The organism is Shinella sp. GW835-FHT14H05, assembly GCF_058793575.1.
Window position 1 is genome coordinate 1,042,401 of sequence record NZ_JBXAFY010000001.1, and the last position, 22,764, is coordinate 1,065,164.

Annotated in this window: 18 protein-coding genes; 17 read left to right on the forward strand and 1 reads right to left on the reverse strand. The window is 65.0% G+C overall.

Going from position 1 to position 22,764, the window contains the following annotated elements:
- The 10 genes from AC1Q6Z_RS05160 to aqpZ (AC1Q6Z_RS05205) all read left to right on the forward strand — a co-directional run bounded on the left by AC1Q6Z_RS05160 (window position 1) and on the right by aqpZ (AC1Q6Z_RS05205) (window position 11,936).
- Complete coding sequence (locus AC1Q6Z_RS05160; RefSeq protein ID WP_492646948.1) at window positions 1-1,452, forward strand: UDP-N-acetylmuramoyl-L-alanyl-D-glutamate--2,6-diaminopimelate ligase; 1,452 nt, start codon at window positions 1-3, stop codon at window positions 1,450-1,452.
- Window positions 1,449-2,882, forward strand: coding sequence for a UDP-N-acetylmuramoylalanyl-D-glutamyl-2,6-diaminopimelate--D-alanyl-D-alanine ligase (locus AC1Q6Z_RS05165; protein WP_492646949.1), 1,434 nt, complete (start codon window positions 1,449-1,451; stop codon window positions 2,880-2,882). The genes AC1Q6Z_RS05160 and AC1Q6Z_RS05165 overlap by 4 nt, the downstream gene beginning before the upstream one ends.
- Window positions 2,883-2,998: 116 nt before the next feature.
- Window positions 2,999-4,099, forward strand: a complete 1,101-nt coding sequence (mraY, locus tag AC1Q6Z_RS05170; protein WP_256117159.1) for a phospho-N-acetylmuramoyl-pentapeptide-transferase — start codon at window positions 2,999-3,001, stop codon at window positions 4,097-4,099.
- A 7-nt stretch (window positions 4,100-4,106) separates the two neighbouring features.
- Window positions 4,107-5,504 (forward strand): UDP-N-acetylmuramoyl-L-alanine--D-glutamate ligase, encoded by a 1,398-nt coding sequence (murD, locus tag AC1Q6Z_RS05175; protein WP_492646950.1) that lies wholly within the window; start codon window positions 4,107-4,109, stop codon window positions 5,502-5,504.
- Between the two features lie 69 nt (window positions 5,505-5,573).
- Window positions 5,574-6,728, forward strand: coding sequence for a putative lipid II flippase FtsW (gene ftsW, locus AC1Q6Z_RS05180; protein ID WP_256117154.1), 1,155 nt, complete (start codon window positions 5,574-5,576; stop codon window positions 6,726-6,728).
- A 9-nt stretch (window positions 6,729-6,737) separates the two neighbouring features.
- Entirely contained in the window at window positions 6,738-7,859 is a 1,122-nt protein-coding gene (murG, locus tag AC1Q6Z_RS05185; protein ID WP_492646951.1) for an undecaprenyldiphospho-muramoylpentapeptide beta-N-acetylglucosaminyltransferase, read from the forward strand.
- Entirely contained in the window at window positions 7,856-9,271 is a 1,416-nt protein-coding gene (murC, locus tag AC1Q6Z_RS05190; RefSeq protein WP_492646952.1) for a UDP-N-acetylmuramate--L-alanine ligase, read from the forward strand. Before murG ends, murC begins: the two co-directional genes overlap by 4 nt.
- Window positions 9,268-10,242 (forward strand): UDP-N-acetylmuramate dehydrogenase, encoded by a 975-nt coding sequence (gene murB / locus AC1Q6Z_RS05195; RefSeq protein ID WP_492646953.1) that lies wholly within the window; start codon window positions 9,268-9,270, stop codon window positions 10,240-10,242. The genes murC and murB overlap by 4 nt, the downstream gene beginning before the upstream one ends.
- A 151-nt stretch (window positions 10,243-10,393) precedes the next feature.
- Window positions 10,394-11,080: an aquaporin Z gene (gene aqpZ / locus AC1Q6Z_RS05200; RefSeq protein ID WP_492646954.1), complete on the forward strand. Its 687-nt coding sequence runs from the start codon at window positions 10,394-10,396 to the stop codon at window positions 11,078-11,080.
- Between the two features lie 169 nt (window positions 11,081-11,249).
- On the forward strand, window positions 11,250-11,936 hold the full coding sequence (gene aqpZ, locus AC1Q6Z_RS05205) for an aquaporin Z (protein WP_492646955.1): 687 nt from the start codon (window positions 11,250-11,252) through the stop codon (window positions 11,934-11,936).
- A gap of 59 nt (window positions 11,937-11,995) precedes the next feature.
- Here the strand turns inward: aqpZ (AC1Q6Z_RS05205) and AC1Q6Z_RS05210 are convergent, their stop codons facing one another.
- The gene (locus AC1Q6Z_RS05210) at window positions 11,996-13,300 is read right to left on the reverse strand and encodes an MFS transporter (protein ID WP_439627855.1); all 1,305 of its coding nucleotides are present in this window, start codon (window positions 13,298-13,300) and stop codon (window positions 11,996-11,998) included.
- A gap of 430 nt (window positions 13,301-13,730) precedes the next feature.
- Here AC1Q6Z_RS05210 and AC1Q6Z_RS05215 point away from each other — a divergent pair, with 430 nt between their 5' ends.
- From AC1Q6Z_RS05215 to recN, 7 genes are all read left to right on the forward strand, one after another.
- On the forward strand, window positions 13,731-14,657 hold the full coding sequence (locus AC1Q6Z_RS05215) for a D-alanine--D-alanine ligase (protein WP_439616331.1): 927 nt from the start codon (window positions 13,731-13,733) through the stop codon (window positions 14,655-14,657).
- Window positions 14,645-15,565: a cell division protein FtsQ/DivIB gene (locus tag AC1Q6Z_RS05220; RefSeq protein WP_492646956.1), complete on the forward strand. Its 921-nt coding sequence runs from the start codon at window positions 14,645-14,647 to the stop codon at window positions 15,563-15,565. Before AC1Q6Z_RS05215 ends, AC1Q6Z_RS05220 begins: the two co-directional genes overlap by 13 nt.
- Entirely contained in the window at window positions 15,562-16,893 is a 1,332-nt protein-coding gene (gene ftsA / locus AC1Q6Z_RS05225) for a cell division protein FtsA (RefSeq protein ID WP_256117143.1), read from the forward strand. The genes AC1Q6Z_RS05220 and ftsA overlap by 4 nt, the downstream gene beginning before the upstream one ends.
- Before the next feature lie 97 nt (window positions 16,894-16,990).
- Entirely contained in the window at window positions 16,991-18,715 is a 1,725-nt protein-coding gene (ftsZ, locus tag AC1Q6Z_RS05230) for a cell division protein FtsZ (protein ID WP_256117142.1), read from the forward strand.
- A gap of 332 nt (window positions 18,716-19,047) precedes the next feature.
- Window positions 19,048-20,004: a UDP-3-O-acyl-N-acetylglucosamine deacetylase gene (gene lpxC, locus AC1Q6Z_RS05235; RefSeq protein WP_256117141.1), complete on the forward strand. Its 957-nt coding sequence runs from the start codon at window positions 19,048-19,050 to the stop codon at window positions 20,002-20,004.
- A 162-nt stretch (window positions 20,005-20,166) separates the two neighbouring features.
- Complete coding sequence (locus AC1Q6Z_RS05240) at window positions 20,167-21,033, forward strand: outer membrane protein assembly factor BamD (protein ID WP_256117140.1); 867 nt, start codon at window positions 20,167-20,169, stop codon at window positions 21,031-21,033.
- Window positions 21,034-21,056: 23 nt separating this feature from the next.
- A complete protein-coding gene (gene recN, locus AC1Q6Z_RS05245; RefSeq protein WP_492646957.1) occupies window positions 21,057-22,727 on the forward strand; it encodes a DNA repair protein RecN in 1,671 nt (556 codons plus the stop codon).
- The last annotated feature ends 37 nt before the right edge of the window (window positions 22,728-22,764 follow it).

Consider the following 22,764-nt stretch of genomic DNA (forward strand, 5'->3'; position numbering starts at 1 on the left):
ATGAAGATCAGTGACCTCGCCGGACCCGAAACCAACGACCTGGGCGCCGCCGCCGCGATAGACATCAGCGGCATAACCAGCGACAGCCGGAAGGTGAAGCCGGGCGACCTCTTCGTCGCTCTTTCGGGCACCAAGGCCGATGGCAGCGCCTTCGTTGCCGATGCGGTTTCCCGGGGTGCCGCAGCCGTCGTGGTGTCCACTGGTGCCGCCGTCGAAGCCGCCGTTCCGGTCATTTCCGTTGCCGAGCCGCGCCGTTTCCTGGCGCTCGCCGCCGCCCGTTTCCATGGCCGCCAGCCGGAGACCATGGTCGCCGTCACCGGCACGGCGGGAAAGACCTCCGTCGCCTCGTTCACCCGCCAGATCTGGGCGCATGCTGGCCACGCGGCCGCAATGATCGGCACGACCGGCGTCGTCGCGCCCGGCCGCAACGATTACGGTTCGCTGACGACGCCCGATCCGGTGTCGCTGCATGAACTGCTCGCCGAACTTGCCGATACAGGCGTCACCCATGCCGCCATGGAAGCCTCCAGCCACGGCCTCGACCAGGCGCGGCTCGACGGCGTGAAGCTCGCCGCCGCCGCCTTCACCAATCTTGGCCGCGACCACATGGATTACCACCCGACGGTCGAGCACTATATGGCCTCCAAGATGCGGCTGTTCGATACGCTGCTGCCGAAGGGTTTTCCCGCTATCATCTATGCCGACGACGAGTGGTCGGGTGTCGCGACCGATGCGGCGCGCAAGGCCGGGCTCGACGTGCGCACCGTCGGCCGCAAGGGCGACTATCTGGCGCTGAAGCGCGTCGAGCATTTCCGCCACAAGCAGACCGCCGAAGTGCATGTCGGCGACGCTATCTATGAAGTGCACATTCCGCTCGCCGGCGATTTCCAGGTGGCGAATGCGCTGGTCGCGGCGGGCCTCGCCATGTCGACCGGCGTACCCGCGCCCGTCGCGATGGCCGCACTCGAAAAGCTCATCGGCGCCTCCGGCCGCCTCGAACTGGTCGGCCATGCGAAGAATGGCGCGCTCGCCTATGTCGACTACGCCCACAAGCCGGATGCGCTGGAAAATGTGCTGACCTCCGTTCGCCCCTTCACGACCGGCCGCGTCATCGTGGTCTTCGGCTGCGGCGGCGACCGGGACAAGGGCAAGCGGCCGATCATGGGCGAGATCGCCACGCGGCTTGCCGACGTGGTCATCGTCACCGACGACAATCCGCGCTCCGAAGTGCCGGCCACCATCCGCGCCGAGATCATGGACGCCGCCAAGGGCGCCACCGAGATCGGCGACCGGGCTGAGGCGATCCGCAGTGCCGTGCGGATGTTGCAGTCGGGCGATACGCTGATTGTCGCGGGCAAGGGGCATGAGGAGGGGCAGACCGTCGGCACTGTGACGCTGCCGTTCTCCGACCATGCCGAATTGCGCAAGGCCTTGGAGGAGCTCGACCGGTGAAATGGCTCTGGACCAGCGCTGATCTCGTCGCGGCCATGCATGGCCGTCCCATCGGCAACCTGCCGCAGGGCGTGACCGGCATTTCCATCGACAGCCGCGCGATCGGCGCCGGCGAAGCCTTCTTCGCCATCAAGGGCGACCGCGTCGATGGCCATGATTTTGCAAGTTTCGCCGTCGCCAATGGCGCGGCATTGCTCGTCGTCAGCGAGGGCAAGTTGCCGGCGCTCGGCCGGCTCGTGACGCCGATGATCGTGGTGCCGGACGTGCTCCAGGCGCTGGTCGATCTGGGTTGTGCCGCGCGGGACCGCACGGCGGCCCGCATCATCGCGGTCACCGGCTCCGTCGGCAAGACGACCAGCAAGGAGATGCTGCGCCAGGCGCTGTCGCCGTCCGGCAGCGTGCATGCCTCCGTCGCCTCCTTCAACAATCACTGGGGCGTGCCGCTGACGCTCGCCCGCATGCCGGAAACCACGGATTTCGGCATTTTCGAAATCGGCATGAACCATGCCAATGAGATCCGCCCTCTGGTCGCCATGGTACGCCCGCATGTGGCGATGATCACGACGATCGCGCCGGCCCATCTCGGCAATTTCCGCGACCTCGAAGAGATCGCTGCCGCCAAGGCCGAGATCTTCGAAGGCGTCGTGCCGGGCGGCCATGCCATCCTCAACCGCGACAACGAGCAGTTTGCTTTCCTCGAAAAGGCGGCGAAGGCAGCCGGCGTCTCGCATATCCACAGTTTCGGCGCCGATCCGAAGGCGGAGTTCCGCCTGCTCGATTTCATGCCGAGCGCCGAGGGCGGCCTGCTTCGCGCGGCGATCGGCGGGCAGACGCTGGAAGTGCCGATGGGCGCACCCGGCCGGCACATCGCGGAAAATGCCGTGGCCGTGCTCGGCGCGGTGCACCTGACCGGCGGCGATATCGAGAAGGCGATGGCGGGCCTTGCCACCATGCAGGCCGAAAAGGGCCGCGGGCGCCGTTACCAGCTTGCCAGGGATGGCGGCTGGTTCACGCTGATCGACGAAAGCTACAATGCGAACCCGGCCTCGATGCGTGCCGCAATCGCGCTCTTGCGTGACGCGGAGCCGCATGAGGGTGGCCGGCGCATCGCCGTGCTCGGCGACATGCTGGAGATGGGCGAGCACTCGCCCTCCGTCCATGCCGGCCTTGCCGAACCGCTGGTCGAAGCCGGCATCGGCGATGTCTGGCTTGCCGGCCCCGACATGGCGGCGCTGAGGGATGCGCTGCCGGAGGGCGTGCAGAGGGAATATCGCGACACCGCCGACGACCTCGCCTCCTTCGCGCTTGGCGCAGTGCGGGCGGGCGACGTGCTGGTCGTCAAATCGTCGAAGGGCACGGGATTCAGCCGCATCGTGGCGGCCCTGCTTGACAAATATCCGGCGTTCTCCGAGAGGGGACGCGAGAGTTGAGGAGGTTCGGCCGGGCAAACGTCCGTCGAACCTCGTTCTTTATGTAATTTACTTCTCTGTCTGTCGGCCCGTCACGCCGCGGGCGTTTCGGGGAACCTTTTGGGGAAAGGGTGACAATGCTGCTTTGGCTCGTCGAGCTGGCTGACACCGTTCAGGTGTTCAACCTGTTCCGCTACATTACCTTCCGGACGGGCGCTGCGCTGTTCACCTCGGCCACCATCGTCTTCCTGTTCGGACCGATGATCATCGCCTCCCTGCGCATTCGCCAGGGCAAGGGCCAGCCGATCCGCGCCGACGGGCCGCAGACCCACTTCAAGAAGGCCGGCACCCCCACCATGGGCGGCCTGATGATCCTCGCGGGTATCGTCGGCAGCGCGCTGCTCTGGGCGGATCTCTCCAACGTCTATGTGGTCGCCACGCTGCTCGTGACGCTTGGCTTCGGCGCCATCGGCTTTTACGACGACTACCTGAAGGTCACCAAGCAGACCGACAAGGGCTTTTCCGGCAAGGCGCGCCTTGCGCTGGAATTCATCATTGCGGGCGCGGCAACCTATTTCATGATGCGCGCCTCGCTTGCGACGGGCCCCGCTGGCTCGACCTTCGGCTCCTCGATTGCCTTCCCCTTCGCCAAGGACTTCATGGTCAATCTTGGCATCTTCTTCGTGCTGTTCGGCGGCTTCGTCATCGTCGCGGCCGGCAATGCGGTGAACCTGACGGACGGCCTCGATGGCCTCGCAACGGTTCCAGTAATGATCTCGGCCGCCTCCTTCGGCGTCATCGCCTATCTCGCCGGCAACGCGGTGTTCGCGAACTACCTGCAGATCCATTTCGTGCCCGGCACGGGTGAACTTGCCGTCGTGCTCGGCGCTGTCATCGGCGCGGGCCTCGGCTTCCTGTGGTTCAACGCGCCGCCCGCCGCCATCTTCATGGGCGATACAGGGTCGCTGGCGCTCGGGGGCCTCATCGGCACGGTGGCGGTCGCCACCAAGCACGAGATCGTCATGGCGATCATCGGCGGCCTCTTCGTCATGGAAACGTTGTCGGTCATCATCCAGGTCGCCTCGTTCAAGCTCACGGGAAAACGCGTTTTCCTCATGGCGCCGATCCACCACCATTTCGAAAAGAAGGGCTGGACGGAAAGCCAGGTCGTCGTGCGCTTCTGGATCATTGCCGTGGTGCTCGGCCTGGTCGGCCTCTCCACGCTCAAGCTGCGGTGAGGCTTCGATGATCCCCGTCACCACCTTCAAGGGCAAGGCGGTCGCGCTCTTCGGGCTCGGCGGCTCCGGCCTTGCGACGGCGCTGGCGCTCGCCGCCGGCGGCGCGGATGTGACCGCCTGGGACGACAGCGCGGCGAGCGTCGAGAACGCTGCCGCCGCTGGCGTGAAGACCGGGGACCTGCGCAGCCTCGACTGGACGACCATCGCCGCGCTGGTGCTGTCACCCGGCGTGCCGCTGACCCATCCGAAGCCCCACTGGAGCGCCGATCTCGCGCGCACCGCCGGCGTGGAAGTGATCGGCGACATCGAGCTTTTCGCGCGCGAACGCCGGGCGCATGCGCCGGATTGCCCCTTCATCGCCATCACCGGGACGAACGGCAAGTCGACGACCACGGCCCTGATCGCCCATATCCTGAAATCGAGCGGCCGCGATACGCAGCTCGGCGGCAATATCGGCACGGCCGTGCTGACGCTCGATCCGCCGAAGGCCGTCCGCTTCTACGTGCTCGAGTGCTCGTCCTACCAGATCGACCTCGCGCCGACGCTGAACCCGTCGGCCGGCATCCTGCTCAACGTGACGCCCGACCATCTCGATCGCCACGGCTCGATCGAGCACTATGCCGACGTCAAGGAGCGCCTGGTCGCCGGCAGCGGGACCGCGATCGTCGGCGTCGACGACAGCTATTGTGAACGCATCGCCGACCGCATCGAGCGGGCCGGCACCAAGGTCGTGCGCATCTCCAAGCGCAGCGTGCTTGCTGATGGCATCTATGCCGAGGGCGCTCGTCTGGTCCTTGCCCGGGGTGGCGCGACGCATGAAGTCGCCGACCTCTCACCGATCCAGACGTTGCGCGGCGCGCACAATGCCCAGAATGCTGCGGCCGCCGTCGGCGCCTGCCTTGCCGTCGGTGTCAGCGAGGATGAGATTCGCGCCGGCCTTGCCTCGTTCCCGGGGCTGAAGCACCGCATGCAGCCGGTCGGTCGCAAGGGCGACACGCTGTTCGTCAACGATTCCAAGGCCACCAACGCCGATGCCGCGGCCCCGGCACTGTCGAGCTTCGAGCGCATCTACTGGATTGCCGGTGGCGTTGCGAAAGAAGGCGGCATTTCCACGCTCGGCGACTTCTTCCCGAAGATCGCCAAAGCCTATCTGATCGGCGAGGCGGCGCCTGCCTTTGCGGCGACGCTCGGCGAGGCGGTGCCTTTCGAAATATCCGGCACGCTGGAGCGGGCCGTGCAGGACGCGGCGGCGGATGCCGGGCGGGATGGGAGCGGGCCGGTTGCGGTTCTTCTATCCCCGGCTTGCGCAAGCTTCGACCAGTACAAGAACTTTGAAGTCAGAGGCGATGCCTTCGTGAAACATGTCGCGGCGCTGCCCGGCGTGTCCATGCTTATTGAAGTTTGAACGGAAGCAATTCCCGTAAACGTGTGCGGCGGCGGCGTTTGGAATTGTTTTGCAACAGAGGAAAGAGACATGGTTAGTCGTGCCGAACGTGGTGCATTGGCGGACTGGTTCTGGACGATAGACCGGTTCTTCCTCGCGGCCTTCATCCTTTTGATGGGCCTCGGCTTCATGCTGTCCTTTGCGGCAAGCCCGCCGGTCGCCGAGCGTCTCGGGCTCGACAGCTTCCACTTCGTCAAGCGCCATGCGGTGTTCCTGCTGCCGGCCATCGCCGTGATGTTCGGCATCTCCTTCATGTCGCCGCGCCAGGTGCGCCGTGCGGCGATGATCCTCCTCGTCATTTCGCTCGCGGCCATGGTGCTCGCGCTGTTCTTCGGCGTCGAGGTCAAGGGCTCGCGGCGCTGGATTTCCATCGGCAGCTTCTCCATCCAGCCGTCGGAGTTCATGAAGCCGGCCTTCGTCGTCATCTGCGCCTGGCTGTTCGCCGAACATGCCCGCCAGCCGGAAATCCCCGGCAACCTCTTCGCGATCATCCTCTTCGGCATCGTCGCGGCCCTGCTCGTCGCGCAGCCCGACCTTGGCCAGACCATCCTGACCGCCGCCGTCTGGGGCGGCATGTTCTTCATGGCCGGCATGCCGTGGCTGTGGATCATCGTGCTCGGCGGTGCGGCCGTCGGCGGCCTTCTGACGGCCTATACGTTCCTGCCGCACGTCGCGGGCCGTATCGACAAGTTCATGACCGGCGAGGGCGACACGTTCCAGATGGATACGGCGCGCGAAGCCATCATCCGCGGCGACTGGTTCGGCCAGGGGCCGGGCGAGGGCACCGTCAAGCGCATCATCCCGGACAGCCACACCGACTTCATCTTCTCCGTTGCGGCCGAAGAGTTCGGCATCCTCTTCTGCATGGTCATCGTGCTGATCTTCGCCTTCGTGGTGATGCGCGGCCTCAACCATGCCTTCAAGGAGCGCAATGATTTCACGCGGTTTGCCGTCGCCGGCCTCGTCTTGCAGATGGGCACGCAGTCGATGATCAATATCGGCGTGAACCTCGAACTGCTGCCGGCCAAGGGCATGACGCTGCCGCTGATTTCCTATGGCGGCTCGTCGATGATCGCGATCTGCGTGACGGCCGGCTTCATCCTGGCGCTAACCCGCCACCGCCCGGAAAAGCGCGCCTCCGAGCGCAGCCTCTTCCGCGGTGGCATCGTGGCGCCGGCCGAATAAGGGTTTTGCATGGACAAAGGCATCGTTCTTCTCGCCGCGGGTGGCACCGGCGGTCATCTCTTTCCCGCAGAGGCGCTGGCGCATGAGCTGAAGTCCGGTGGCTGGTCGGTGCATCTCGTGACCGATAGCCGCGCGGAGCGTTTTGCGGGGAAGTTCCCGGCAGATGCGATCCATGTCGTGCCCTCCGCCACAATCGGCTCGAAGAACCCGATCAGCGTTGCCCGCTCGCTCTTCACGCTGTGGAAGGGCATGCGCGCCGCGCGAAAACTGATGGCGCGGCTGAGGCCGAAGGTGGTCGTCGGTTTCGGCGGCTACCCGACCGTGCCGCCGCTTCTCGCCGCGACGGGCATGGGCATCCCCTCGATGATCCATGAGCAGAACGCCGTGATGGGCCGCGCCAACAAGGCGCTCGCCAACCGCGTGAAGGCGATTGCCGGCGGATTCCTGCCGGAGACCGGCGGTCAATATGCCGACAAGACGGTGACGACGGGCAACCCGGTTCGTCCCGCCGTGCTTGAGGCTGCGGCCATTCCCTATGAAGCCTCGACGGACGGCGAATTCCGCCTCGTCGTTTTCGGCGGCAGTCAGGGTGCGCAGTTCTTCTCCAAGGCCATCCCCTCGGCGATTGCCGCGATGGAACCGGCCGACCGTGCACGGCTGAGAATCACCCAGCAGGCGCGGACGGAAGACCGCGACGAGGTGGTGCGCACCTATGCCGAGCTCGGCATTCCGGCGGATGTCTCGCCCTTCTTCAACGACATGGCGGCGCGCATCGGGCGGGCGCATCTGATCATCAGCCGCTCGGGCGCCTCGACGGTTTCGGAAGTCTCGGTCATCGGCCGTCCGGCCGTGCTCGTGCCCTATCCCTATGCATTGGATCATGACCAGGCGGCGAATGCGGCGGCTCTGGCCGCGGGTGGTGGGGCGAAGGTCATTGCCCAGGCGGAGCTTTCGACGGAGCGGCTTGCCAGCATCGTTACCAAGGCGATGCATGACCCGGCCCGTATGACGGCCATGGCCGAGAGCGCCAGAAAGGCCGGAAAACCGGACGCCGCGCGCTTGCTCGCATCGATGGTTGAGGCTATTGCGGGCGGCAGGACGATCGCACAATTCAAGGGAGAACGGCCATGAAGATGCCGCAGAGCATAGGGCTCGTTCATTTCATCGGCATTGGCGGCATCGGCATGAGCGGCATTGCTGAGGTGCTGCACAATCTCGGCCACAAGGTCCAGGGCTCCGACCAGGCGGAGAGCGCCAACGTGCAGCGCCTACGCGAAAAGGGCATCGAGGTCTTCGTCGGCCACAAGCCGGAAAACCTCGGTGAGGCCGAAGTGGTCGTTGTCTCGACCGCCATCCGCAAGAACAATCCGGAACTCGTCGCGGCGCGCGAAAAGCTGCTGCCGGTCGTGCGCCGCGCCGAAATGCTCGCCGAACTGATGCGCTTCCGCAATGCCATTGCCATCGGCGGCACGCATGGCAAGACGACGACGACCTCGATGGTCGCGACGCTGCTCGAAGCCGGTGGCCTCGACCCGACGGTCATCAATGGCGGCATCATCAATGCCTATGGCACCAACGCCCGCATGGGCGAGGGCGAGTGGATGGTGGTGGAGGCCGACGAATCGGACGGCACCTTCCTGAAGCTGCCCGCCGATATCGCCGTCGTCACCAATATCGACCCGGAACATCTCGACCATTACGGCAATTTCGATGCCGTGCGCGCGGCCTTCCGCCAGTTCGTGGAAAACGTGCCGTTCTACGGTTTCGGCGTCATGTGCCTCGATCATCCGGAAGTGCAGGCGATGGTCAGCCGCATCGAGGATCGCAAGGTCATCACCTATGGCGAAAACCCGCAGGCCGACGTGCGCTTCGGCAATATCCGCATGGACGGAGCGACCTCGGTCTTCGACGTGGAGATCCGCCGCCGCCGCACCGGCCAGGTGATTTCGCTGAAGGACCTGCGTCTGCCGATGCCGGGCCGCCACAACGTTTCCAACGCCACGGCCGCGATTGCCGTGGCGCAGCGCCTCGGCATGTCGCCGGAGGCGATCGCCAAGGGCCTGGCAAGTTTCGGCGGCGTCAAGCGTCGCTTCACGCTGACCGGCAACTGGAACGGCGTCAGCGTCTATGACGATTACGGCCACCATCCGGTCGAGATCAAGGCCGTGCTGCGCGCCGCGCGCGAGGCCTGTGCCGGCCGCATCATCGCGATCCACCAGCCGCATCGCTACAGCCGCGTGGCGAGCCTGTTCGAGGAATTCGCCGGCTGCTTCAACGATGCGGACACCGTGATGATCGCGCCGGTCTATGCGGCGGGCGAGGATCCGATCGAGGGCGTGACGGCTGAAGAGCTGGTTTCGCGCATCAAATCCGGCGGCCACCGCGATGCGCGCTTCCTGCAATCACCGGAAGCATTGGCGCCGATCGTCGCCACCATTGCAAAGCCGGGCGACTTTGTGGTTCTCTTGGGGGCTGGCAGCATTACATATTGGGCGCAGGCGCTGCCGAAGGAACTGGCAGACATTTCGGGACAGGTGGCATGAAGCAGGTGGATGGTGCAAAACTACTGGCGTCGCTGGGCGAGGGGATCGGGCAAGTCCGCGGCCGCCTGACGCCGGATGCACCGATGGACCGCGTGACCTGGTTCCGCGCCGGCGGGCTCGCCGAGCTGATGTTCCATCCGCATGATGTCGATGATCTCGTCACCTTCCTGAAGATCGTGCCGGAAGAGGTTCCGCTCACCGTCATCGGCGTCGGCTCGAACCTGCTCGTGCGCGACGGCGGCATTCCGGGCATCGTCATCCGGCTTTCGGCCAAGGGTTTCGGCGATGTCGAGCTTGCCGGCGAGAACCGCATCAAGGCGGGCTGCATCTGCCCGGACAAGAACCTGGCCGCCATGGCGCTCGACCACGGCCTTGCCGGCTTCGAGTTCTACTACGGCATTCCCGGTGCCATCGGCGGCGCGCTGCGCATGAACGCGGGCGCCAATGGCGGCGAGACGAAGGATGTCGTCGTCGAGGTGCACGCCGTCGACCGCAAGGGCAACCAGCATGTGCTGAGCAATGCGGACATGGGCTATACCTACCGCCATTCCGCAGCCTCCCCCGACCTGATCTTCACGCACGCCGTCTTCCAGGGCGAGGTGGGCGACAAGACCGAGATCCGCGCCAAGATGGATGCCGTGCGCCAGCACCGCGAGACGGTGCAGCCGATCCGCGAAAAGACCGGCGGCTCGACCTTCAAGAACCCGGAAGGCCATTCCGCCTGGAAGCTGATCGACGAGGCCGGCTGCCGCGGCATGATCATCGGCGGCGCGCAAATGTCGCCAATGCATTGCAACTTCATGATCAACACCGGGCAGGCGACGGGCTACGAGCTGGAATATCTCGGCGAGACCGTTCGCAGCCGCGTGCAGGAGCATTCCGGTATCCTGCTGCAATGGGAAATCAAGCGCCTCGGCAGGTTCATGCCGGGCTATGAGGTAAAGGAATTCCTCGGCCGCGCAACGGCCTGATACGTCGTACACTTGCTGGGGAGTTCGCGGGCGTTTTTCGAACGTCCCGCCACTCCCTCTCCCCCATCAGGCGAGTGTCTCAAAAACTGTGTGAGATCGCGCATCCAGTGCGCGACGCGCCCTGCATGTGCGGGGTGGATGGGGGCATTTCTTGTTCAAAAAACTTTCCGCCGAGTTCATCGGCACGTTCTGGCTGATCTTTTGCGGCTGCGGCAGCGGCGTGCTGGCCGCCGCCGTTCCGGAGGTCGGCATCGGCCTGCTCGGCGTTTCGCTTGCCGCGGGCCTTGCGCTGATGGCGATGATCTATGCGATCGGCGGCGTTTCCGGCGGGCACATGAACCCGGCCGTTTCCGTCGGCCTGGCGGTCGCCGGCAAGTTTCCGGCCCGCCACATCCTGCCCTATATCCTGGCGCAGGTCGCGGGGGCGACTGCGGCGGCGGCCGTGCTCTATCTCGTCGCGTCCGGCAAGGCGAGTTTCCAGCCGGGCGGTTTCGCCTCGAACGGCTATGGCGATCTCTCGCCCGGCGGCTACTCGCTGGCGGCGGGTTTCGTCGCCGAAGTGGTGCTGATGGCGCTTTTCCTCTTCATCATCCTCGGCTCCACCCATCGCTGCGCGCCGACGGACATTGCGCCTGTCGTCATCGGCCTCAGCCTGACGGTGATCATCCTCGTCTCGATCCCGATCACCAACACCTCGCTGAACCCGGCCCGCTCGACGGGCGTCGCGTTCTTTGCCGAGACGGCCGCGCTGTCGCAGTTGTGGCTGTTCTGGCTCGCCCCGATGCTTGGCGCGGTTATCGGCGCGGTGGTCTGGAAGGCGGTTGGCGAGGATGGTTGAGTGGGAGGGAGAAACGACCGCATGACGGGAATTGTATGATTATTAGAAATCGTGCAGATTTCCATTTTCATTCAGCTTCCGTTCAGGGAAGTTTAGCGACACCTATTCAAATCGCGCGATGGTTGCGCGATTGGCGCTGCTCCAGCGGCGCTCGGAATAGGGGGCTTTCATGTTTAAAAAACTTTCTGCCGAATTTCTCGGCACGTTCTGGCTCGTCTTCGGCGGCTGCGGCAGTGCCGTGCTCGCCGCCGCTTTGCCGGGCCTCGGTATCGGCTATGTCGGCGTTTCCTTCGCCTTCGGCCTGACCGTTCTCACCATGGCCTATACGGTGGGCGGCATTTCCGGCGGGCACTTCAACCCGGCGGTTTCCGTGGGCCTGACGGTCGCCGGCAAATTCCCGGCCGCAAGCCTCGTGCCCTATATCGTGGCGCAGGTCGTCGGTGCGGTCGTCGCCGCGGGCGTGCTTTACCTCATCGCCTCCGGCAAGACCGGTTTCCAGGCGGGCGGTTTTGCCTCGAACGGCTATGGCGAGCTTTCGCCGGGCGGCTATTCGCTGACGGCGGCGCTTGTTGCCGAAGTGGTGCTGACGGCGTTCTTCCTGATCATCATCCTCGGCTCGACGCATGGCCGCGCGCCGGTCGGCTTCGCGCCGATCGCCATCGGCTTCGGGCTGACGCTGATCCATCTCGTGTCGATCCCGGTGACGAACACCTCGGTCAACCCGGCCCGCTCGACGGGCGTGGCGCTCTTTGCCGAGACGGCCGCGCTGTCGCAGCTCTGGCTGTTCTGGCTCGCGCCGATCGTCGGCGCGGTGATCGGTGCCGTGGCCTGGAAGATCGTCGGCGAAGACGACTGATCACAGGGCAAAAAAAGACCCGCCGCGGTGCCGCGGCGGGTTTTTCGATTGTCGAAGGCTCAGACCTCTTCCTTGCCCGAAAGCAGGATGCAGGCGAGCGTGATGACGGCCGCGATGCCGAGGTAATAGCCGACATAGGTCATGCCGTAATTCGCCTGCAGCCACGTCGCGATGTAAGGCGCGAGCGACGCACCGAAGATGCCGGCGAAGTTGAAGGTGATCGACGAGCCGGTATAGCGCACCTTCGTGGGGAAGGGGGCGGCAAGCGCCGTGCCGATCAGGCCGTAGGTCATGCCCATCAGCGCCATGGCGAGGACCACGAAGACGAAGATCGCCGTTTCGCCGCTCGTCATCAGGCCGGGCAGGAAGAACGAGAAGATGCCGATCAGGACCGTGGTGGCGATCAGCACCTCGCGGCGGCCGAACCGTTCCGCCAGCTTGCCGGCGATCGGGATGAAGATGCCGAAGAGCACCGAACCGACGAGCTGGATTTCCAGCGCCTCGACGAAGGGGATGCCGAGCACCTTGATGTTGTAGGACAGAAGGTAGGCCGAGCCGATATAGAACAGCACGAAGGTCGCCAGCGCCACGAAGGTGCCGAGCACGAGGCTGCGCTTGTGGTTGCGGAAAAGCTCCACGACCGGCACTTCGACGCGCTCCTGCTTCTCGATGGCCTTCTGGAAGGCCGGCGTCTCGGTGATCGACAGGCGTACCCAGAGGCCGACCGCGATCAGCACGATCGACGCGATGAAGGGCACGCGCCAGCCCCAGGCGAGCAGCGATTCCTGCGACATGACATGCAGCAGCAGCCAGAAGACGCCCGAGGACAGGAACAGGCCGACCGGTGCGCCGAGCTGCGGGAACATGCCGTACCAGCTGCGCTTGCCCGGAGGGGCGTTTTCCGTCGCCAGCAGCACCGCGCCGCCCCATTCGCCGCCAAGCCCGAAACCCTGGCCGAAGCGGCAGAGTGCCAGCAGCAGCGGCGCCAGCACGCCGATCGTTTCATATGACGGCAGCAGGCCGATGATGACGGTCGAGACGCCCATGGTCAGGAGGGCCGCGACAAGCGTCGTCTTGCGGCCGACGCGGTCGCCGTAATGGCCGAAGACGATGGCGCCAAGCGGGCGGGCGAAGAAGGCGATGGAGAAGGTCGCGAAGGACGCGAGAAGTGCCGTCGTCGGATCGCTGTTCGGGAAGAACAGCGTCGGGAAGACCAGCACGGCGGCCGTAGCGTAGACGTAGAAATCGAAGAATTCGATGGTCGTTCCGACCAGGCTCGCAAAAAGAACACGCGCCGGGGAGTTAAGCCCGGCGCGGTTGGCATGCGTCGCGGTCGGCGACCCGGATGCGAGTGAATCGCTCATCGTGGGTGCCTTTTTGATTGTTTTTCCTTGCCGTCTTGGGAGGCAGCAGGGGGCTCATACGCCAACGGACTGGTCGATGAAACAATAAATGTGCCCGAAAGAGCGGAAAATCGTACTTTTCGTGCGCCCGCCCGGCCGCCTTATTTACCAAGGCTTCGCGGTCGCGTTTACCAGCCGCTCTCGCGTCCCGGTTTCGGCCATCCTCTTGCACACTTCGCAACTCTCTGATTCCAGAGAGAGAATCGAAGCGTGACTTGATTCGGCCCGAGGAAAATTTTCTCAGGGTCGCGTCCGGTTAACGAAAGTAAACGCTTCATTAACCTTAATGACGCTCTAGTGATCCCATCTCGTTCGCCGAGTCGGATCGCAGACGCAAATCAGGTCCGCACAAGCGACGAGGGGCAGTGTTGGGACTTAAGTTGGGGGTTCTATGAGCGTGAAGCATGTCGCGATGCTGATGGGTGGTTTTTCGTCGGAACGGCCGGTGAGCCTTTCGTCGGGCAACGCCTGCGCCGACGCGCTTGAGGCCGAGGGCTACCAGGTGACCCGCGTCGACGTGGGCCACGACATTGCAAGCGTGCTGGGCGAACTGAAGCCGGACGTCGCCTTCAATGCTCTGCACGGTCCCTTCGGCGAGGACGGCACGATCCAGGGCATCCTCGAATTTCTCGAAATCCCCTATACCCATTCCGGCGTGCTCGCCTCCGCGCTCGCCATGGACAAGGCGCAGGCGAAGATCATCGCCAAGGCGGCCGGCGTTCCGATCGCCGAACAGCGGCTGATGAACCGCTTCGATTTCACCTCCGCCCACCCGATGAAGCCGCCCTATGTGGTGAAGCCGGTGCGCGAGGGCTCGTCCTTCGGCGTGGTCATGGTCAAGGAAGACCAATCACATCCGCCGCAGATCATCACGTCCTCGGAATGGCGCTACGGCGACAGCGTCATGGTCGAGCGCTACATCTATGGCCGCGAACTCACCTGCGGCGTCATGGGTGATGTGGCGCTGGGCGTCACGGAAGTGGTGCCGCAGGGCCACGCCTTCTATGACTATGATTCCAAATATGTGAAAGGTGGCTCGAAACACGTCATCCCGGCGCAAATTTCACCGAATATTTACCAAAAAGTACAAACACTCTCCCTTAAGGCGCATCAAGCGATCGGGTGCCGTGGCGTCAGCCGTTCCGACTTCCGCTACGACGATCGATTCTCCGAGAATGGCGAGCTTGTATGGCTGGAGATCAACACCCAGCCAGGCATGACCCCTACCTCCCTGGTGCCCGAAATGGCCGTTCATGCCGGCCATTCCTTTGGTGAATTCTTGCGGTGGATGGTGGAGGACGCGTCGTGTTTGCGTTGAGCGTCAAGAAGAGCAGGGTGCGCCCCGTCGGACTTCCGGATACGGAAGCCGGTCGCGTGCTGCCGCGCCCGCTGCGCCGGATCGTGCGTTTCCTGGTCAGCCTTGCGGCCGGCCGCATCTACATCCCCAGCCACACCGGCAGCGTCGCGACTGCGCTTTTCCTCGGCGCCACGGCGCTTTACGGCATGTCGCTCGGCGGACACTCGCAGGATGTCGCCCAGGCCTCCACGACGGCAATCGGCTTTGCCATCGAGGACGTCAAGGTTTCGGGCAACAACGAGACCTCGGAAATCGACATCCTGGAGCGCCTCGGCCTTGACGGCACGACCTCGCTGGTCGCGCTCGACGTCAACGAAGCGCGCAAGCAGCTGATCGAATTGCCCTGGGTCGAGGATGCCTCGGTCCGCAAGGTCTATCCGGGCACCATCGAGATCACGCTCAACGAGCGTGAAGCCTTCGGGATTTGGCAGCACGGCACCGACCTGTCGCTGATCGAGAAGAACGGCAGCGTGATCGCGCCGCTGCGCGACAACAAGTTTTCCACGCTGCCGCTGTTCGTCGGCCGCGATGCCGAGACGGCTGCGGCCGATTTCGCCGCCGAGTTCGACAGCTGGCCGGAAATCAAGGCGCGGGTGAAGGCCTATGTGCGGGTCGCCGGTCGCCGCTGGGATCTGCGCCTCGACAACGGCATCGTCGTGAAGTTGCCGGAACACAACGTGCCGCGCGCCATGGACGTGCTGGCGACGCTGGAAGCGGAGCAGGGGCTCTTGGAGCGGGATATCGCGGCGGTCGATCTGCGGTTGGAAGACCGCACGACGGTCCGTCTGACGGAAGGGGCGCTGGAACGTCGCAATGCGGCGGTCGAGCAGAGGGCAAAGGACCTGAAGAAGGCAGCGAAGCGCACATGAGCATTTTCGGTTCGTCCCATTTTGGCCTGCCGCGCCTGAAGCCGCTTTCCTCCAAGCGGGCGCATGTCGTTTCGGTCCTCGACATCGGCTCCACCAAGGTCGTCTGCATGATCGGCCGGCTGACGCCGCGCGCCGAGAGCGAGATCCTGCCCGGCCGCACGCACAATGTCGAAGTCATCGGCATCGGCCATCAGAAATCCCGCGGCGTGAAGAACGGCGTCATCACCGATCTCGACGCCGCCGAAAGCGTCGTGCGGCTTGCCGTCGATGCGGCCGAGCGCATGGCCGGCCTCACCATCGAAAGCCTGATCGTCAACGTCTCCGCCGGCCGCCTCCAGAGCGACGTCTACACCGCGACGATCGATCTTGGCGGCCAGGAAGTCGACGCGAACGACCTGCGCAAGGTGCTTGCGGTGGCCGGCCAGCAGTCGCTGCGCCAGGACCGCGCCATCCTGCACTCGCTGCCGACCGGTTTCTCGCTCGACGGCGAACGCGGCATCCGCGATCCGCTCTCCATGTTCGGCGACGTGCTCGGCGTCGACATGCATGTGCTGACCGCCGAACGCGCATCGCTGAAGAACCTCGAACTCTGCATCAACCGCGCCCACCTCTCCGTCGAGGGCATGGTGGCGACGCCTTATGCGAGCGGCCTTTCGGCGCTCGTCGATGACGAAGTCGAACTCGGCTGCGCCTGCATAGACATGGGCGGCGGTACGACGACGATCTCGGTGTTCGCCGAAGGCAAGCTGGTGCATTCCGATGCGGTCTCGCTCGGCGGCCATCACGTCACGACGGACCTTGCGCGCGGCCTCTCGACCCGCATCGAGGATGCCGAACGCCTCAAGGTCGTGCACGGCTCGGCGCTGCCGAATGCCAGCGACGACCGCGACATCGTCACCGTCCCGCCGATCGGCGACGACGACCGCGACCAGCCGACCCATGTGCCGCGCGCGCTGCTGTCGCGCATCGTGCGGGCCCGCATCGAAGAGACCATCGAGCTCATCCGCGACCGCATCCAGCGATCCGGCTTCTCGCCGATCGTCGGAAAACGCATCGTGCTGACGGGTGGCGCCAGCCAGCTCACCGGGCTTCCGGAAGTGGCCCGCCGCATCCTCGCCCGCAACGTCCGCATCGGCCGCCCGCTAGGCGTGTCCGGCCTGCCGACGGCGGCGAAGGGACCGGCCTTTTCGACGGCGGTCGGGCTGATGATCTATCCGCAGGTAGCGGAACTGGAAGAACACGCTGTGCAGGGCGGCATGCTCTCGCAGCTCACGGGTGGCAACGGCCGTATCGCCCGCATGGGCCAGTGGCTGAAGGAAAGTTTCTGACGGGTTTCCCGGCGGCGTAGTGCCGGGAAAGACCGACATCTGAGTTTTGGGAATAGACCGGCTGGGCGAAGCGGCCGGAAACGAAAGGAACACTGCAATGACTATCAAGCTCCAGAAGCCGGACATCACCGAGCTGAAGCCCCGCATCACCGTCTTCGGCGTCGGGGGCGGTGGCGGCAATGCCGTCAACAACATGATCACCGCGGGCCTGGAAGGCGTCGATTTCGTCGTTGCCAACACCGACGCCCAGGCGCTCACCATGACCAAGGCGACGCGGATCATCCAGATGGGTGTCGCCGTCACCGAAGGTCTCGGCGCCGGCTCGCAGCCGGAAGTCGGCCGCGCTGCCGCCGAAGAGTGCATCGATGAGATCATCGACCACCTGAACGGCACCCACATGTGCTTCGTCACCGCCGGCATGGGCGGCGGCACGGGCACCGGTGCGGCTCCGGTCGTCGCCCAGGCCGCCCGCAACAAGGGCATCCTGACCGTCGGCGTTGTCACCAAGCCGTTCCACTTCGAAGGCGGCCGCCGTATGCGTCTTGCCGAAGAGGGCATCCAGGAACTGCAGAAGTCGGTCGACACGCTGATCGTCATCCCGAACCAGAACCTGTTCCGCATTGCCAACGACAAGACCACCTTCGCCGACGCCTTCGCGATGGCCGACCAGGTGCTCTATTCGGGCGTCGCCTGTATCACCGACCTGATGGTCAAGGAAGGCCTGATCAACCTCGACTTCGCCGACGTCCGTTCGGTGATGCGCGAGATGGGCCGCGCCATGATGGGCACGGGCGAAGCTTCGGGCGAAGGCCGCGCCATGGCCGCTGCCGAAGCCGCGATCGCCAACCCGCTGCTCGACGAAACCTCGATGAAGGGCGCGCAGGGCCTGCTGATCTCGATCACCGGCGGCCGTGACCTTACCCTCTTCGAAGTCGACGAAGCCGCAACCCGTATCCGCGAGGAAGTCGATCCGGACGCAAACATCATACTCGGCGCTACCTTCGATGAAGAGCTCGAAGGCCTGATCCGCGTTTCCGTTGTTGCAACCGGTATCGACCGCGCGGCCTCGGAGGTGGCTGCACGTAATGCTGACTTTCGCAACCTCAGCAAGCCGGTAGTTCGCCCGTCCGCCGCCGTTCCGGTCCAGGCCGTGGCACCCGCTCCCCAGCCGGTCGCCCAGCAGCCGGTCATGCAGCAGCCGGTCGTCCAGCAGCCCATGGTCGATCCGATCGCCGAAGCCATCCGCGCCTCGGAAGAGAGCCTCGAGCGCGAGCTTGCCATTCCGGTCAGCCGCCCGGCGCAGATGCAGCAGCCGGTCGCTTCCATCCAGGAAGAGCCGCGCCTGCAGAACCGCCTGTTCTCCGCCCCGGCCGAAACGCCGGTGCAGCGCCCGGTCCAGCAGCAGCCGGTGCAGCAGGCTCCGGTCATGCAGCAGCGCGTCGAGCCTGCCGCTCCGATCATCCGCCAGGAGCCGCAGACCATGCGCATGCCGAAGATCGAGGATTTTCCGCCGGTCGTGCAGGCAGAGATGGACCACCGTTCGGCCCAGCAGCCGGTCGCCTCGCACCACGAAGAGCGTGGTCCGATGGGCCTCTTGAAGCGCCTGACCTCGTCGCTCGGCCGTCATGAGGAAACGCAGGCCGCCCAGGAGCCGGCGGCACCGGCCCAGCAGCAGCGCCGCCCGCTTTCGCCGGAAGCCAGCCTCTACGCCCCGCGTCGCGGCCAGCTCGACGACCACGGCCGCGTCAACCCGCAGCCGCGTGCACTCGGCGAGGACGACCAGCTGGAGATCCCGGCGTTCCTCCGTCGCCAGTCGAACTGAGGCCGCCCGCAGGGTCGTGTTACAGAATGCCCGGATCCAGGTCCGGGCATTTTCTATTGTGCTTTATCTTCAAGGGCTTGGGGGCTGAAGCAAGCGTAACAAAGCGAAAGAAACAGTGATTTGTCTGACACTGAGGGACCTACTACATTCAGCGTGGGCACAGGGGCCAGTCAGGAATCGGATCGTCGGCGCAAGCCGGAACGCACCAAATCACTCCAGACTTTCGGGCGAACTTTGTCGGTGGGCGCAACGCGCCCGGCCAAGGGTATCCTTGGGCCGTGAAATAAGATGTCGGCGAAGAATCAGCCGATAGTAAGACGAGGCGAATGCACATGACGATCGGTATGCTCGGTTTCCAGACGACGATTTCCCACCCGGTGACGATTGCCGGGACGGGCGTCCATTCCGGCGCAGCCGTGTCGATCACCTTCAATCCTGCCGAAGCCGACTTCGGCATCGTCTTCCAGCGCCAGCATGACGACGGCACGGTCAGCGAATATCGCGCGGTCTCCTCGCAGGTCGGCAACACGGATCTGTGCACCGTTCTCGGCTTTTCGCCGACGACGTCGATCGCCACGGTCGAGCATGTCATGGCCGCGCTCTATGCGCTCGGCCTCGACAATGTGCTGATCGAAGTGCACGGCGCCGAAATGCCGATCATGGACGGCAGCTCCGCGCCCTTCATCGACGCGATCGACCAGGTCGGCCTCATCCCGCTTTCGGTCAAGCGCCGCTACATCCGAATCATCAAGCCGGTCCGTGTCGAGGCAGGCGCCTCCTGGGCCGAGTTCTCGCCCTATGACGGCACGCGATTCGAAGTCGAGATCGATTTTGACTGCCCGCTGATCGGCCGCCAGGCCTGGAAGGGCGACCTGACGCCGCTGACCTTCCGCAACGAATTGTCGCGCGCCCGCACCTTCGGCTTCATGCGCGATGTGGAAAAGCTCTGGGCCTCCGGCCATGCGCTCGGCTCGTCGCTGGAAAATTCCGTCGTCATCTCCGACGACAACACGGTCATCAACGTCGAGGGCCTGCGCTACGCCAAGGACGAGTTCGTGCGCCACAAGACGCTCGACGCCGTGGGCGACCTGGCGCTTGCCGGCGCGCAGTTCATCGGCTGCTACCGCTCCTATCGTGGCGGCCACAAGATGAACGCCTATGCGCTGAAGGCGCTGCTCAGCGACCGCACCGCCTATGAAGTGGTCGAAGCGGCTGTCCCGCGCTCGCGCGCCGGACAGCGTGAACTGATCGCCGTCAACGCGCCGGAATTCGCCCCCTGGTCTCTTTGAGGCCAGTGGCCGGTTCCGGTTGCCGCTTTCCCGACACCTCCGCCATAAAAATGCGTTAATGCGCCGGCATGGCGTTGCGGTCTTCAGGCATTTGGAGATAGAACGCGGAGCGCGCGTGTGTCGGGCTGACCGCATGGGGCGCCGTTGAACTGGGATTATCACATGGTTGTTGCAGGGTCTGTTGGTGTGAAGAAGACGGCGCGCATTGTCTATCTTACGCTTTTCGCGGCGGGATCCTCCGTCGCTCTTTCCGCATGCCAGTCGGATCCGGACATCGACATCACGAAGCTTTCGGCAGAAACCGAATCGTCCGATACGCTCTACAATCAGGGCCTTGCCAACCTCAATGCCGGCAAGGTGACGGAGGCGGGCCGCAAGTTCGAGGCCGTCGACCGCCAGCATCCATTCTCCGAGCAGGCGCGCAAGGCGCTCGTCATGTCGGCCTTCACGAATTATCGCCAGGGCCGCAACGAAGAGGCGATCGCCGCCGGCAAGCGTTACCTCAATCTCTATCCGGGCTCGTCCGATGCGGCCTATGCGCAATATATCGTCGGCCTGGCCTACTGGAAGCAGATCCCGAGCGTGACGCAGGACCAGCGCGCCTCCGCGCAGACGCTGGAAGCCATGCAGGCGGTCGTCGAAAACTACCCCGATTCGGAATATGTCGAGGACGCGCAGACCAAGATCCGTTTCGCCCGCGATCAGCTCGCCGGCAAGGAAATGCAGGTCGGCCGCTACTATCTCGAACGCAAGGAATTCATCGCGGCTGCCAGCCGTTTCCGCGTGGTCGTCGAAAAGTACCCGATGACCAACCAGATCGAGGAAGCGCTCGCCCGTCTCGTCGAGACCTATTATGCAATGGGCGTCGAGACCGAGGCGCAGACCGCCGCCGCCGTGCTCGGCCATAACTATCCCGATAGCCAGTGGTATGCCGACAGCTACAAGCTGCTTCAGTCCAAGGGTCTGGAGCCGCGTGAAAACAGTGGGTCCTGGATTTCGCGTGCAGGCAAGAATCTGCTCGGCGTCTGACGCAAAAGAGATATGACAGGGCCATGCTGGCGCAGCTATCGATCCGCGATATCGTCCTGATCGAACGGCTCGACCTTGCGTTCGAGCCCGGTCTTTCCGTGCTGACGGGTGAGACGGGCGCGGGTAAGTCCATCCTCCTCGACAGCCTTTCGCTGGCGCTCGGCGGGCGCGGCGATGGTTCGCTGGTGCGCCACGGCACGGAGCGCGGCCAGGTGACGGCCGTGTTCGACGTGCCGAACGTCCATGCCGCCCGCGCGCTTTTGCGCGACAACGGCATCGACGACGACGGCGACCTGATCTTCCGCCGCCAGCAATCCGCCGATGGCCGCACCAAGGCCTATGTCAACGACCAGCCGGTCTCCGTGCAGCTGATGCGCCAGGCGGGCCAGCTTCTCGTCGAAATCCACGGCCAGCACGACGACCGCGCGCTCGTCGATACGGATGCGCACCGCCTGCTGCTCGACGCCTTCGGCGGTCTCGGCGAGGCGGCGACCGAGGTCGGCACACTCTACCACCGCTGGAAAGAGGCCGAGCGCACGCTGCGGCGCCACCGCGACAAGGTCGAGGCCGCCGCCCGCGAGGCCGATTACCTGCGCTCCTCCGTCGACGAGCTGGAAGCGCTCTCGCCGCAGGACGGCGAGGAGGATGCGCTGGCGGAGGTCCGCGCCCGCATGATGAAGGCCGAGCGCATTGCCGGCGACATCAACGAGGCGAGCGAATTCCTGAACGGCCATGCCTCTCCCGTGCCGCTGATCGCCGCCCTCGTGCGCCGGCTGGAGCGCAAGAGCCACGAGGCGCCGGGCCTGCTGGAGGAAACCGTCGAACTGCTCGACCAGGCGCTGGGCCAGCTTTCCGACGCGCAGATGGCCGTCGAGGCGGCGCTGCGCAAGACGGAATACGACCCGAAGGAACTGGAGCGCACGGAAGAACGCCTCTTCGCACTGCGCGCCGCCGCGCGAAAATATTCCGTGCCCGTCACCGGCCTGCCGGCGCTTGCGGCGAAGATGATCGCCGATCTTGCCGATCTCGATGCCGGCGAGGAGAAGCTGGTGCAGCTCCAGGCACGGCTCACCGAGATGCGCGCCGCCTTCGAGCTTGCCGCCCGGTCCTTGTCTGAAAAACGCCACCACACGGCCGAAGCGCTCGCCGCCGCCGTCATGGCGGAACTACCGGCGCTGAAATTGGAGCGCGCGCGCTTCACCGTGCAGATCGCCACCGATCCGGAGGGCGGCGCGGAGGAGGGGATCGACACGGTCGAGTTCCACGTCCAGACCAACCCCGGCACGCGCCCCGGCCCCATCATGAAGGTCGCGTCGGGCGGCGAGTTGTCGCGTTTCCTGTTGGCGCTGAAGGTGGCGCTTGCCGACCGAGGCTCGGCCCCGACGCTCGTCTTCGACGAAATCGACACCGGTGTCGGCGGCGCCGTCGCCGATGCGATCGGCCAGCGCCTGAAGCGTCTCTCCGCGACGGTGCAGGTGCTCTCCGTCACCCACGCCCCGCAGGTCGCCGCGCGCGCGGCGACGCATCTGCTCATCTCCAAAGGCCCCGTCGAAGGCAGCGAGACCGTCGCCACCCGCGTCGCCCGCATGGACGACAGCGCCCGCACGGAAGAAATCGCCCGCATGCTCGCCGGCGCCTCAGTGACCGACGAGGCGAGGGCGGCGGCGGCGCGGCTGTTGTCGGGCGGCGTCTGAGCATCGCTCCCATCTTTCCTTTCGCCAAGTTTGCTCT

Coding starts and splice junctions, on each gene's coding strand:
- ftsZ (WP_256117142.1), top strand. CDS start 16,991: ATGACTATCAAGCTCCAGAAGCCGGACATCACCGAGCTGAAGCCCCGC.
- murD (WP_492646950.1), top strand. CDS start 4,107: ATGATCCCCGTCACCACCTTCAAGGGCAAGGCGGTCGCGCTCTTCGGG.
- AC1Q6Z_RS05215 (WP_439616331.1), top strand. CDS start 13,731: ATGAGCGTGAAGCATGTCGCGATGCTGATGGGTGGTTTTTCGTCGGAA.
- AC1Q6Z_RS05210 (WP_439627855.1), bottom strand. CDS start 13,300: ATGAGCGATTCACTCGCATCCGGGTCGCCGACCGCGACGCATGCCAAC.
- murB (WP_492646953.1), top strand. CDS start 9,268: ATGAAGCAGGTGGATGGTGCAAAACTACTGGCGTCGCTGGGCGAGGGG.
- mraY (WP_256117159.1), top strand. CDS start 2,999: ATGCTGCTTTGGCTCGTCGAGCTGGCTGACACCGTTCAGGTGTTCAAC.
- recN (WP_492646957.1), top strand. CDS start 21,057: ATGCTGGCGCAGCTATCGATCCGCGATATCGTCCTGATCGAACGGCTC.
- AC1Q6Z_RS05240 (WP_256117140.1), top strand. CDS start 20,167: ATGGTTGTTGCAGGGTCTGTTGGTGTGAAGAAGACGGCGCGCATTGTC.
- aqpZ (WP_492646955.1), top strand. CDS start 11,250: ATGTTTAAAAAACTTTCTGCCGAATTTCTCGGCACGTTCTGGCTCGTC.
- ftsW (WP_256117154.1), top strand. CDS start 5,574: ATGGTTAGTCGTGCCGAACGTGGTGCATTGGCGGACTGGTTCTGGACG.
- lpxC (WP_256117141.1), top strand. CDS start 19,048: ATGACGATCGGTATGCTCGGTTTCCAGACGACGATTTCCCACCCGGTG.
- AC1Q6Z_RS05160 (WP_492646948.1), top strand. CDS start 1: ATGAAGATCAGTGACCTCGCCGGACCCGAAACCAACGACCTGGGCGCC.
- murG (WP_492646951.1), top strand. CDS start 6,738: ATGGACAAAGGCATCGTTCTTCTCGCCGCGGGTGGCACCGGCGGTCAT.
- murC (WP_492646952.1), top strand. CDS start 7,856: ATGAAGATGCCGCAGAGCATAGGGCTCGTTCATTTCATCGGCATTGGC.
- ftsA (WP_256117143.1), top strand. CDS start 15,562: ATGAGCATTTTCGGTTCGTCCCATTTTGGCCTGCCGCGCCTGAAGCCG.